Source organism: Marinobacterium lacunae (assembly GCF_000705555.1).
Taxonomy (GTDB): Bacteria; Pseudomonadota; Gammaproteobacteria; order Pseudomonadales; family Balneatricaceae; genus Marinobacterium_D; species Marinobacterium_D lacunae.
Map to the genome: position 1 here is coordinate 63,374 of NZ_JMQN01000004.1, position 13,312 is coordinate 76,685.

Sequence of the window (13,312 nt, forward strand, 5' to 3'; positions counted from 1 at the left end):
ACAGGAGTTGAAATGAGCACCGTACTAACCGCCATTATCGTACTGTTCCTGCTTGCGGCCGTTTTTGGCATCGTTTTGGGATACGCATCCGTGCGCTTCAAGGTCGAGGGTAACCCCATAGTCGACCAGATAGACGCCATCCTGCCCCAGACCCAGTGCGGCCAGTGCGGCTATCCGGGCTGCCGCCCCTACGCTGAAGCAATCGCCGGCGGCGATGCTATCAACAAGTGCCCGCCGGGCGGCCAGAGCACCATCGATGCCCTGGCAGACCTGCTTGATGTAGAAGCCGTGCCCCTGGATGCCGAGCATGGGGAAGAGAAGCCCCGGTCTGTGGCCTATATCCGCGAGGATGAGTGCATCGGTTGCACAAAATGCATACAAGCCTGCCCTGTCGATGCAATCCTCGGCGCTGCCAAGCAGATGCACACCGTGATCACCAGCGAATGCACAGGCTGTGACCTGTGCGTCGAGCCCTGCCCTGTTGACTGTATCGACATGATTCCGATCGAAACCACACCGAATACCTGGAAATGGCCGGAGCCACCTAGCCCAATGCAACTGATCGCCACCGACCGGGGCCGCGGTTTATCCGCTTCGGAGGCCCACTGATGTCCAAGGTATTTGCTTTCCACGGCGGCATCCACCCACCGGAAAACAAGAAACAGTCTACGCGTGCGCCGATCTCTAAAGCACCTGTACCCGATAAGCTGGTACTGCCGATGCAGCAGCATATCGGCGGCCCCTCTTTGCCGCTGGTAAAAGTGGGCGACACTGTTCTCAAGGGGCAAATGATCGCCGAACCGATCAGCCGCATCAGTGCATCCATTCACGCCCCCACCTCGGGCAAGGTAGTGGATATAGCGGAATACCCGATTCCTCACGCCTCAGGCCTAAGTGCAGAGTGTATTGTCATTGAGGCTGACGGCGAAGACCGCTGGATCGAACATCAGGGCCTTGGCGATTACAAGCAGCTAAAACGCACTGACCTGATCGAACACATTCGCGCCAGCGGCATAGCTGGCATGGGCGGTGCCGGCTTCCCAACCGACGTAAAGCTGCACCTCAGCGAAGATCATATCGTCAATACGCTGATCATCAACGCTGCCGAGTGCGAGCCTTATATCACGGCCGATGACATGCTGATGCGCGAGCGTGCTCACGAAGTACTGGGCGGCATCGAGATCATCGCCCACATACTGAGGCCCAGCCATGTCCTGATCGGCATCGAGGACAACAAACCCAACGCGATCCACGCATTAGAGGCTGTACTCAAGCACACCGACCTCAACATCGACATCGTGGTGGTTCCGACCAAATACCCCTCCGGCGGTGAACGCCAGTTGATCAAGCTGCTGACCGATATCGAAGTACCCAGTGGACGCATCCCTGCCGACATCGGCATCGTCTGCCAGAACGTCGGCACAACAGCGGCTATATATCGTGCTGTACATTTCGGTGAGCCGCTGATTTCACGCATCGTGACTGTTACAGGGGATGCCGTACGTCACCCCAAAAATCTGGAGGCGCTGATCGGCACACCGTTCAGCACTCTGCTTGAAGCCTGCGACGTTCGCCCCGAGGCACTGTCCAAGCTTGTCATGGGCGGACCCATGATGGGCGTGACAGTTGAGAATGATCAGATTCCGCTGATCAAAACCACTAACTGCCTGATTGCCGCCACCGAGCACGAAATGCCGGCCGCACCGCCCACTCAGGCCTGCATCCGTTGCGGCATGTGCGAGCAGGCCTGCCCTGCGGAGCTGTTGCCACAGCAACTTTACTGGTTCGCAAAGGGACGGGAGTTCGAGAAGGCCAAACACCACAACCTGTTCGATTGCATCGAATGCGGTGCCTGTGCCTACGTCTGCCCTAGCAGTATACCGCTGGTGCAGTACTACCGATTCGCAAAATCGGAAATCAGAACCGAAGAGCGCGATCAACAGAAAGCGGACCACGCCCGCCAGCGCTTCGAAGCGCGTCAGGCACGCCTTGAGCAGGAGGCCGCAGAGAAAGAGGCTCGCCGCAAGGCCCGCGCCGCCGAGGCAGCCAAGGCGCAAAGCCAAAAAACAGCCGTACAGAGCAGCGAAGCCGCAGCCCCTGAAACGGCAGCACCGGATGCCAAGCAGCTGAAGACCGCGGCTGCCGTTGCACGCACCAAGCTCAAGAAAGCGCAGAAAGCCTATGACGAAGCCGCCGCACTAAATGCCGACAATCTTGCAGAGCTCGAAGCAGCCCTCAATGAAGCCCGCAGCAAGGCTGATGAAGCGGAAAAAGCGTTAGCCAGCAGCGCCTCCTCTGGCAGCGAAGGCGGTGACGACCAGTCCAAACAGCTAAAAATAGCCGCGGCCGTCGCGAGAACCAAGCTGAAAAAGGCACAGGACGCGCTCAAGAACGCCGAGGACAAGGGCCTCGACGGAGTCGACAAACTTCGTGCCACCGTCGCCACTCTTGAGCAGAAGGCAAACGAAGCTCAGCAAGCATACGAGAAAGCCGAGGCCAGCGGCACGGATAAGGCACCGGTCGAGGTTGATATCAAGGCGCTCAAGCAGCAAGTATCAATCATGCGCACCAAGCTGAAAAAGGCCGAGTCTGCTATCGATAATTGCGAAGACGAAGCGGATAAGACCCGCCTTGGCCAAGAGGTTGAAGAGCTCAAGAAGCGCTTCGAGCAAGCCACCGCACAGTTCGACAAAGCCGAGCAGGTACTGGTTGAGCGTGCAGCCCAAGCCGGTATCGACCTAAAACAATTGCGTATTGATGCCGCCATGGCCAGAGCCGCTGTCACCAAAGGTGAGCGCTCTTTGAGCAAGGCCGAAAGCGACGAAGAACGCAGTCAGATCGAGCAGGATCTGGTAGCCGCGCGCAGCAAAGCTGAAGCGCTAAACCAGACACTGAGCCAGTATGAATAACACTTTATCCAAGGATCTGTGATCAATGGCGCTTATTCGATTAAGTTCGCCCCACGTATACAAGGCAAATAGTACCGCCAACGTCATGCGTCTGGTGTTGATCGCCACCCTGCCCGGCATCCTGGCCATGACGTTTTTCTTTGGTTGGGGAACACTTATACAGATAGCACTTGCCGGCTCTTTGGCGCTCGCATTTGAAGCAGCGATATTGAAACTGCGTAAACGCCCGGTCGGTTTTTTCCTGAGCGATGGCAGCGCGTTGGTGACAGCGATCCTCCTCGCTGTTGCATTGCCGCCATTCTCGTCATGGTGGGTGACCGCCACAGGTATATTCTTTGCAATCGTGATCGCCAAGCACCTGTATGGTGGCCTTGGCAACAACCCGTTCAACCCGGCAATGATCGCGTACGCCTTGCTACTGGTATCCTTTCCGGTCGAGATGACCCGCTGGACATCGCCAATGACTCAGAACGGCGGTGGATGGCAGATCGCGAGTTTTGCCGACACCCTACAGGCCATCTTCGGCAGCGTTGAAGCAAGCTGGTACGACAGTTTCACCGGCGCCACACCACTGGATGCGCTTCGGCACCGTGGTGCCTTAACAACAGAGGAACTCTGGCGCAGCTCGGACGTTCTCCTAAATGGTGTAGGGGCCTGGTACGCGGTCAGTGCAGCCTGGTTCATGGGCGGCATCTTTCTGCTGTCACGCAAGATTTTCACCTGGCACACCCCGCTTTCGATGCTGATTGCCCTATTCCTGACCGCCAGCGCATTTTATGGCTTCGACCCCGACAACTACATAAGTCCGATGGTGCACCTGGGCGTGGGTGCTACCATGCTTGGCGCATTTTTCATCGCGACCGACCCGGTCACTTCGGCAACAAGCAACCGGGGCAAGATCGTGTTCGGGGCCTTACTGGGCATTCTTATCTATATCATCCGCACGTGGGGCAGCTATCCGGATGCGGTGGCTTTTGGGGTGCTGCTGATGAACCTGTGTGCACCGTTCATAGACCAGTACACCCAGCCTCGTACCTACGGCCATTCCAGCGCCAACCGCGGCATGAAAGGGAAGAACTAGTCATGACAGAGATGTTTGGCGCAGTACGTCGCAGCAGCCTGGGTATCGGCATTTTTGCTATTGTCACAGCAGGCGTAATAGCCGTTACCCAGGTCGCAACCAAAGATAAAATCGAATCCAATATCGCCGAAGCAGAAGCCAAGGCGCTTTATGAGATACTGCCCCGCTCCATCGATGACAAACTGCATGAGCACCGCGTGCCGCTCACCGCACCGGAGCTGGGCCTCAGCCAGTCGCGCTATGCCTGGCAGGCGATAGTCGACGGAGAGGTTCGTGGCATCATCATGCCGGTTGTCGCCCCAGATGGTTACAGCGGTGACATCGGGCTGCTCGTCGGCCTCAATCGCGACGGCAGCGTCGCTGGCGTTCGAGTAACATCACACAAGGAAACACCGGGACTGGGTGACAAGATAGAACCCGCCAAGTCTAACTGGCTTGAGAATTTTGTCGGACAGTCTATGGATGGCAATAACGACAGCAGCTGGGCTGTCAAAAAAGATGGCGGTCGCTTTGACCAGTTCACGGGCGCCACTATCACACCACGGGCTGTAGTAAACGCCACAGGCCGTGCGATTCAGTACTTCCGCGCCCACCAAGCGCAACTGCTCACACCGGTCGCCGACCATAAGGGCGAATAACAGGAGCATCAGCATGAGCGTCGATTATCGAAAGATCACCCTGAACGGGCTATGGCATAACAACCCTGCGCTCGTACAATTGCTCGGCCTTTGCCCGCTTTTGGCCGTCACCAGCTCGGTCGTCAATGCACTGGGCCTCGGCCTTGCCAGCACCCTGGTTCTGAGCAGCTCCAACCTGACGGTTTCTCTATTTCGCCACCTGGTTCCGGAGACTGTGCGCCTGCCGATATTTGTCATGATCATTGCGTCTTTCGTAACCGCAATTGAACTCCTGATGCAGGCTTTCACCTACGAGCTTTATCTCATCCTCGGTATCTTCATCCCGCTGATTGTCACTAACTGCGTCATCATGGGACGCGCCGATGCATTCGCCGCTAAAAACCCCGTATCCGCCTCATTACTGGACGGTTTCATGATGGGGGTCGGCTTTACCAGTGTCCTCGTTGTACTGGGTGCCATCCGCGAGATACTGGGTACTGGCGCCATCTTCTCGAACATGCACCTGCTGTTTGGGGAAGGCGCGCGCCACTGGACCATCGTATTATCAGGGCATTACGAGGGTTTCCTGTTTGCCATTCTGCCGCCCGGTGCCTTTGTGGGCATGGGCTTTCTGATTGCGCTGAAAAACATCATCGACGCCCGCGCCGAGTCAAAACGCAGCATCGAACCCAAAGCACAGAGCTCCGGCAACAAGCGTGTTCGCGTGACTGGCTGATTCAGTTTTGGTTATTACTTGACCAGAGGCTCCTTTTCGATTCAAATAGTTAGCTTCTTCTGGCCGGTCTTTAGGAGTGCCGGGCAGAAGCAGACTATTTGAATAAAAAACCATAGCCAGCCACACCCATCAAGGAGCCATGGTGAGTGCGCCCATACCCGTTCTAATCTGCGACGACTCCGCTTTTGCACGCAAGCAGATGATTCGAGCCCTGTCCGAATGGAACGTCAGTATCACCGAAGCCAGCCACGGACTGGAAGCGCTTGAGGCGATCCGCGCAGGCAAAGGCCACCTTCTCTTTCTTGATCTTAATATGCCGATTCTCGATGGCTATCAGGTTCTGGAGAGAATTCGTGCGCAAGACCTCCAAACATTGGTCATTGTGGTGTCTGGCGACGTACAGAGCGAGGCAAAAAGCCGCGTACTCGGTCTCGGCGCGCTGGGATTTATTAACAAGCCCATAGACGCAAAACTGCTTCAGCAATCGCTCGCCGAATACGGTCTGGCTGACGAACTCGAAAAGCGCCAGAGCGCACAACCAAAGGCGCAAGGCAGCTCAGCCCCCTCTTTCGATGAGCTGTATCAGGAACTCTCCAACGTTGCCATGGGCAGAGCCGGCGCCCTGCTCTCCGAGCTGCTCGGCGTTTTCATCCACCTCCCTGTTCCCAAGGTAAGAATGTGCGCATCCGACGATATTGCCGCACTTCTTGAACAGTTGCGCATAGAGTCCGACAGCAGCGGAACGCTCTGCCAAGGCTTTATCGGGCCCGGGATCGCTGGCGAGGCGTTGCTGATATTCGACCAGCACAGCATGGAAGACATGGCACGCCTTATGAAAGTCGAAGGCGATCTTACGCCCTCTCATCAGCGCGAAATGCTGCTCGATGTGTCCAACGTGCTGATAAGCGCCTATCTGGGAGAACTGGGTCGGCAGCTTGATATAGAGTTCAGTCAAGGCGTGCCGGTGATTTTGGGCCAGCACTACCACCTACCGGATCCGGGTACACTCAAGCGCTGGAAACGTACGCTCTCGATTGAGGTTGGGTATCGTATCGAAGGCTTCGATATAAGCTGCAATCTCCTGTTACTGTTCACCGACGACTCGATCAACGCACTCAACGATATAGCGAGATATCTCTGATGGGGCAGAACCAGCAGACACTGAGTATCGACGCCTTTCATTGGCATATCGGCCTGCTACAGAACCTTGACGTTGGCCTCGTGGTACTTGATGAACAGTACCATGTACACCTTTGGAACTCCTTCATGGCCAACTACTCCGGCCTTTCCGACTCCGATGTACGCGAGCGCAATCTATTCGAGCTGTTCCCCGATCTTCCAGCGCAGTGGTTCAAGAGCAAACTGAATACGGTTTTTCATTTACGCAACCGCGCTTTTATAACCTGGCAGGAACGCCCCTGGCTGTTTAATTTCAAGCCGAACCGCCCCTTCACGGGGAAAGCGGCTCAGATGTATCAGAATGTTACCCTCATCCCACTCACCTCTCCGGACGGTGAAGTACATCAGATCGGTATACTGGTGTATGACATGACTGACGCGGCGATGAGCCACCTTGATCTTGAGGCCGCCAACCAGGAACTGGCCCGCTTAAGCAGAACCGATCGACTGACCGGGCTGAGCAACCGAGGATACTGGGAAGAGTGCTTGGAACATGAATATGACCGCTTTCTTCGCAACCATCGATCAAGCAGCCTGATCATGCTCGATATCGATCATTTCAAAAAGATCAACGATACCTACGGGCATCAGGCTGGCGATCAGGTCATTCGTTCTCTTGCACAGTTGATTAAAGAGCACATCCGCTCGACCGACAGCGCTGGTCGCTATGGTGGCGAAGAGTTCGGCATCTTACTGCCCGACACCTCCGACTCACACGCCGAAGTATTGGCAGAGCGTTTGCGCCGCGCAGCCCAGGACGCCCTGATTTATTATGGCGACGAAACTATACGCTTTACCCTGAGCCTGGGCATTGCTGAAAGCCAGCCTGACGATAGCCACCATGAGAGCTGGATCAAGCGCGCTGACGAAGCGCTATACAAGTCAAAACAAGGCGGTCGTAATCAGACCACCATTTTCTAACTTATCAAACCCAGACACTTCCAGACGCGAATGAACGCCGAAAAACGCCACCAAATCTTCTCCAGACTGCGCGATCAAAATCCCAATCCAACCACAGAACTTGCCTATAAAACCCCGTTCGAGCTTCTCATTGCGGTCATTCTGTCAGCCCAAGCGACCGACGTCGGCGTCAACAAGGCAACAGCTAAACTGTATCCGATCGCCAATACGCCAGAAGCGATCCTGGCTCTAGGCCTTGAGGGGCTCAAGTCGTATATCAAGACAATCGGACTGTTCAACAGCAAAGCCGAAAACGTTATCAAGACCTGTCGGATACTGATCGAAGAACACAACGGCGAAGTTCCGCAGACCCGTGAAGCGCTGGAAAAGCTTCCAGGCGTTGGCAGGAAGACCGCAAACGTTGTGTTAAACACAGCGTTCGGGCAACCGACAATGGCCGTCGACACTCACATCTATCGCGTCTCAAATCGCACCAGAATCGCCCCCGGAAAAACCGTGCTTGAGGTTGAGAACAAGCTCATGCGCTTTGTGCCCAAGGAGTTCTTACAAGACGCACATCACTGGCTCATTCTACATGGCCGCTACGTCTGCACAGCACGCAAACCCAGATGCGGCGCATGCATTATCGAAGACCTTTGCGAGTTCAAAGACAAGACTGAATACGGGGACTGAGAAACGGCCCTACCCGCTTCAAGTTATACCCATATTCTGTTGATAAAACTGTGAACAACACTATGAAAAATGGCTCCAGACAGCATGATTACTGGGCCCTATACAAACTGAACTCTTCCTAACCAAAGACACTTAACTAGTTGTTTTCTATAAAAAAGACCAAGAGAATAAAATAAAATCAAGTATTGACGCAGACTTTTTTTTAAAGGAACGATCAATCGGTGGATAAGCTCCGCCACCACTTTCATCATGTCCTGAGATGGAGCACCCGGACACCGAAATGACGCGCCGAGTCATTCGGAAAAACCATTCGGCCTCGAACCGCCCTAATCATGGCCGACAGGCGTGCCTCGGAAGGCTTTTGGGACGCACTGTAATATGCCAGCCGACGCACCAATCATGGCAGTGTACGATACCCACAAAATCTGTTGATAAAACGTTGGATAGTTTTTGGATTGACGGCTCAAAGCCCCGAATTTACTGGCTTTCGCAAATCTGGTGGTTATTCAAACAAAGACTGACCAACCTTTAATAATCAATGACTTATAACCACCCATATTCAACAATCGGCCTCTAAAGATGGTTATACACATCCCCAAAAAACCAACCGGTCACCCTGTTAAAAAGTCAATAGGCAAGCGAGATTTAGCACCCTTTTTTTGACCCGGATCGGAAAGGGTATAACAGATACAAAAAACCCGACTCAAGAGTCGGGTATTTCAATTTCTATATGACTGACCGGACGGCAGCAACAGGTCAGGATTTCGTCATCGTCCAGATCAACCAAACTATCCTGAACCGACTCCACCTCGCCATCTATCAGCCGCACTCTGCAACAGCCACAATAGCCGCCCCTGCAGTTGTAAGGCGCCGGAATCTCCTGCGCCTCCAGCGCATCCAGCAACGAAAACTCGTACTGGTAGAAGAAGGTGTGATAGTTATTCACCTTTATGCGGGGAATACCTGACATGCATCACACCCTTTTATAGATCGAAACCATCAAAGTCGTCGGACTCGACATCGTTGTCGATCTGACCCACCAGATAGGAGCTGATCTCGGACTCCTGAGGCGCAACCTGCACGTTATCGCTGATCAGCCAGGCGTTCATCCAGGGCAAGGGATTCTGGCGCGGCGGGAAGATCTCCTCGAGACCCAGCGCCTTCATCCGCACGTTGGTGATGTACTCGACATAATCGCCCAGAATGCGCGCATTCAAACCGATCATCGAGCCCTCGCTGAACAGGTACTCCGCCCAGTCCTTCTCCTGCTGCGCCGCCTCCTTGAATATCGCATACACCTGCGGCTTGCACTCTTCGGCGATCTGCTTGAAGTCCGGATCATCAGTACCGGCCTTCATCAGGTTCAGCATATGTTGGGTTCCGGTCAGGTGCAGCGCCTCATCCCGCGCGATCAGGCGGATAATCTTGGCGTTGCCCTCCATAATGGCGCGCTCGGCAAAAGCGAATGAGCAGGCGAAGCTGACGTAGAAGCGGATCGCCTCCAGCACGTTGACCGATACCAGCGTCAGGTAGAGGGTGCGCTTGAGGTTATACAGCGTCGCATCCACCTCTTTACCGTCGATGCGATGCACCCCGGCACCATGTACGGTGTAGACGTTGACCAGCCCGATGAACTCGTCATAGAGGCGGGTCACGGACTCGGCGCGGCGGATAATCTCCGGATTGGTCACGATCTGGTCGAATACCACCGAGGGCTCGGTGACGATGTTGCGGATGATATGGGTGTAGGAGCGGCTGTGGATCGTCTCGCTGAACGCCCAGGTCTCAAACCATGTCTCCAGCTCAGGCAACGACACAATCGGCAGGAACGCCACATTGGGAGAACGCCCCTGCACCGAATCAAGCAGCGTCTGATACTTCAGATTGCTCAGAAAGATATGCTTTTCGTGCTCCGGCATCTTTTGAAAGTCTTTGCGGTCGGTACTGAGATCGACCTCTTCCGGACGCCAGAAAAACGAGAGCTGCTTTTCGATCAGCTTTTCAAAAATCGGGTATTTCTGCTTGTCGTAGCGCGCCACATTGACGTTACGACCAAAGAACATTGGCTCACGAGTAGCATCGTGATCGCTCGGACTGAAAGTAGAATAGGCCATTCAATCATTCCTGAATGCAAAGGCAGAGATCACCCTCCCGTACAAACGGGAGGGGTCTGGTTAGTTCCGTCTGACAGAGACGATCAGAGTTTGCAGGCGCCACCTTCACACCCCATGTCGTCGTGCGAGTCTTTCGCACCGTCACGGGTGTTGTGATAGTAAAGCGTCTTCACGCCATACTTGTAAGCGGTGAGCAGATCCTTGAGCAACTGCTTCATCGGCACCTTTTCGCCCGGGAACTTGCTCGGGTCGTAGTTGGTGTTGGCCGAGATGGACTGATCCACGAACTTCTGCATGATACCCACGAGCTGCAGATACCCCTCGTTATTGGGGATAGACCAAAGCAGTTCGTAGCTATCCTTCAGCTTCAGGAAGTCCGGCACCACCTGCTTCATTACCCCGTCCTTGCTCGACTTGACGGATACGAAGCCACGCGGCGGCTCGATACCATTTGTCGAGTTGGTGATCTGGGAAGAAGTCTCGCACGGCATCAGCGCTGTCAGCGTGCTGTTGCGCAGACCGAACTCACGAATGTCTTCACGCAGTGTTTCCCAGAAGTAATGCAGCGGCTCTTCGCAGAAGTCGTCGACATCACGCTTGTAGCTATCGATCGGCAAAATGCCCTGCGCATAAGTCGTCTCATTGAATTTCGGGCACGCACCCATCTCTTTGGCCAACTGGTTGGATGCCTTGAGCAGGTAGTACTGAATCGCCTCGAAAGTGCGGTGAACCAGACCGTTCGCAGAGCCATCAGAATAACGTACGCCGTTTTTCGCCAGGTAGTAGGCGAAGTTGGTGACACCGACACCCAGAGTACGACGCCCCATGGTGGCGTTGTGCGCTGCCGGCACCGGGTAATCCTGATAGTCGAGCAGGCTATCCAGTGCACGTACGATCAGGTCCGACAGGTTTTCCAGCTCGTCGAGATTTTCCAGCGCCCCCAGGTTGAACGCAGACAGCGTACACAACGCAATTTCGCCGTCCGGGTCGTTCACATCTTTCAAAGGCTTGGTCGGCAGCGCAATCTCGAGACAGAGGTTCGACTGCTTGACCGGAGCCACGGTCGGATCGAACGGACTATGCGTATTACAATGATCGACGTTCTGAATATAGATACGCCCGGTCGAAGCGCGCTCCGACGCGAGCAGACCGAATAGCTCTACCGCCTTCATCGACTTCTTGCGGATATTCGGGTCCTGTTCGTACTTGACGTAAAGGCGCTCGAACTCATCCTGATCGGCGAAGAAGGCATCGTAAAGCCCCGGCACGTCATGCGGACTGAACAGTGTGATGCTCTCACCCTTGATCATGCGCTGATACATCAGCTTGTTGATCTGAACACCATAGTCGATGTGGCGCACACGGTTCTCTTCAACACCACGGTTGTTCTTGAGCACCAGCAGAGACTCTACTTCCAGATGCCAGATCGGGTAGAACAGAGTGGCTGCACCACCGCGTACACCACCCTGTGAACAAGACTTAACCGCCGTCTGGAAGTGCTTGTAGAATGGGATACATCCGGTATGGAAGGCTTCGCCGTTACGGATCGGGCTACCTAGGGCACGAATACGACCGGCATTGATACCGATACCGGCGCGCTGAGAAACATATTTCACAATCGCCGCAGCGGTTGCGTTGATGGAGTCCAAACTATCATCGGTCTCGATCAATACGCAGGAGCTGAACTGACGAGTTGGCGTACGCACACCGGCCATAATCGGCGTCGGCAGTGACAGCTTGAACAGAGAAGTCGCGTCATAGAAGCGCTTTACATAGTCCAGACGCGTCTCTTTCGGATAACCGGAGAAGAGACAGGCCGATACCAGCATGTAGAGCAGCTGCGGACTTTCGTAAACCTCGCCCGATACCCGGTTCTGAACCAGATACTTGCCTTCAAGCTGCTTTACTGCAGCGTAGCTGAAGTTCATGTCACGGCTGTGGTCGAGGTAAGCGTTAAGCTCATCGAGCTCTTCACGGCTGTAGTCGGTCAGCAGATGCTGATCGTAGCGTTTGTCTTCAACCAGTTTGACCACATGGTCATACAGATGCGGCGGCTCAAAGCTCCCGAAGGCGCGCTTGCGCAGATGGAAGATGGCCAGTCGAGCAGCCAGATACTGATAGTCCGGCGCATCTTCAGAGATCAGATCAGCCGCTGATTTGATCAGCGTTTCATGAATATCGGAGGTTTTTATACCGTCGTAGAACTGCAGGTGGGCCTTGAGCTCAACCTGTGAAACCGAAACATTTTCAAGCCCTTCAGCGGCCCAGATGATGACTCTGTGAATCTTTTCGAGATCGATCGCTTCCCGCCGCCCATCACGTTTGGTTACCATCAGATCTTGCTGCATCTAGCCCATCCCTCAGTCGTAAGCATGAAGAACAACCGAAAGACCTTGCTGCGCCGGTCCTTCAGCCGATTTTATTCGGTCGTTGATATAAATACGGTGCCTGCGTAGACCAGTGTTCAAAAAAACACCAAAACACAATATCTAGTACGACTTCTATTTAAGAGCACTAAATATAGTGCGCATCTGGTTTATTTCAAGAGTTGAAATTCATCGCTAGTGGAGGTAGACCACCACCCATCGAATGGCAAAACCGCGCTATTACAGGGCTTCAACGGCGGTGCAGGATACAGAAGATTTTTTTTCATGCCAGCCCCAATTTCCATCCCCATCTCTCATGTCAAAGAAGCAGTTTATTATCGCCCCCGAACGCTTTACTTCGCACTGCTCGCGCACTAAGATACCGGCCCTTCTGGTGAGGTTCCCGAGTGGCCAAAGGGATCAGACTGTAAATCTGACGCGCGAGCTTCGGTGGTTCGAATCCACCCCTCACCACCATCGATTTCACGACTAAGCCTCGTCCAGCACGGGGCTTTGTTGTTTCTGCCCTTCCCCATGCAGTGCTCATACCAGAACGTCATAAACCGCTTCGCGGACATGATGTAAACAAAAGCGCCCTCCAGCCGCCCCAACATGGGACACGTTCTTTGGCGCACGCACCACAACGCCTCCGCTTTTCGTAGCGCCCTCGCCTATCCGACACCAGATACAAATCCGCCCAAACACAGCAATAAATGT

At 54.4% G+C, this 13,312-nt stretch carries 11 protein-coding genes and 1 tRNA gene; 9 read left to right on the forward strand and 3 right to left on the reverse strand.

The window, feature by feature from the left end; all coding sequences use genetic code 11:
• Positions 1-12: 12 nt before the first annotated feature.
• The 8 genes from rsxB (at position 13) to nth (ending at position 8,115) form a co-directional block, all read left to right on the forward strand.
• Positions 13-609, forward strand: coding sequence for an electron transport complex subunit RsxB (rsxB, locus tag ADIMK_RS00300; protein WP_036182268.1), 597 nt, complete (start codon positions 13-15; stop codon positions 607-609).
• Complete coding sequence (rsxC, locus tag ADIMK_RS00305; RefSeq protein ID WP_036182270.1) at positions 609-2,909, forward strand: electron transport complex subunit RsxC; 2,301 nt, start codon at positions 609-611, stop codon at positions 2,907-2,909. The genes rsxB and rsxC overlap by 1 nt, the downstream gene beginning before the upstream one ends.
• A 25-nt stretch (positions 2,910-2,934) precedes the next feature.
• A complete protein-coding gene (rsxD, locus tag ADIMK_RS00310) occupies positions 2,935-3,990 on the forward strand; it encodes an electron transport complex subunit RsxD (RefSeq protein WP_036182272.1) in 1,056 nt (351 codons plus the stop codon).
• 2 nt (positions 3,991-3,992) lie between these two features.
• A complete protein-coding gene (gene rsxG, locus ADIMK_RS00315) occupies positions 3,993-4,628 on the forward strand; it encodes an electron transport complex subunit RsxG (protein ID WP_036182274.1) in 636 nt (211 codons plus the stop codon).
• Between the two features lie 13 nt (positions 4,629-4,641).
• Positions 4,642-5,343, forward strand: a complete 702-nt coding sequence (locus ADIMK_RS00320; protein WP_036182275.1) for an electron transport complex subunit E — start codon at positions 4,642-4,644, stop codon at positions 5,341-5,343.
• 142 nt (positions 5,344-5,485) lie between these two features.
• Entirely contained in the window at positions 5,486-6,484 is a 999-nt protein-coding gene (locus tag ADIMK_RS00325) for a response regulator (protein WP_231516964.1), read from the forward strand.
• Entirely contained in the window at positions 6,484-7,443 is a 960-nt protein-coding gene (locus ADIMK_RS00330) for a sensor domain-containing diguanylate cyclase (protein ID WP_036182279.1), read from the forward strand. Before ADIMK_RS00325 ends, ADIMK_RS00330 begins: the two co-directional genes overlap by 1 nt.
• Before the next feature lie 30 nt (positions 7,444-7,473).
• Positions 7,474-8,115 carry an endonuclease III gene (gene nth / locus ADIMK_RS00335; protein WP_036182280.1) on the forward strand — a complete coding sequence of 214 codons (642 nt, stop codon included), beginning with the start codon at positions 7,474-7,476 and terminating at the stop codon, positions 8,113-8,115.
• A gap of 703 nt (positions 8,116-8,818) precedes the next feature.
• On the opposite strand, the gene yfaE is transcribed toward nth, so the two are convergent.
• The 3 genes from yfaE to nrdA all read right to left on the reverse strand — a co-directional run bounded on the left by yfaE (position 8,819) and on the right by nrdA (position 12,577).
• Positions 8,819-9,085: a class I ribonucleotide reductase maintenance protein YfaE gene (gene yfaE / locus ADIMK_RS00340; RefSeq protein ID WP_036182281.1), complete on the reverse strand. Its 267-nt coding sequence runs from the start codon at positions 9,083-9,085 to the stop codon at positions 8,819-8,821.
• Between the two features lie 13 nt (positions 9,086-9,098).
• Positions 9,099-10,229 carry a class Ia ribonucleoside-diphosphate reductase subunit beta gene (nrdB, locus tag ADIMK_RS00345; protein WP_036182283.1) on the reverse strand — a complete coding sequence of 377 codons (1,131 nt, stop codon included), beginning with the start codon at positions 10,227-10,229 and terminating at the stop codon, positions 9,099-9,101.
• 83 nt (positions 10,230-10,312) lie between these two features.
• Entirely contained in the window at positions 10,313-12,577 is a 2,265-nt protein-coding gene (gene nrdA, locus ADIMK_RS00350) for a class 1a ribonucleoside-diphosphate reductase subunit alpha (protein ID WP_036182285.1), read from the reverse strand.
• Positions 12,578-12,988: 411 nt separating this feature from the next.
• Between nrdA and ADIMK_RS00355 the strand changes: the two genes are divergently transcribed.
• A tRNA-Tyr gene (locus tag ADIMK_RS00355) sits at positions 12,989-13,072 on the forward strand.
• Positions 13,073-13,312: the final 240 nt, after the last annotated feature.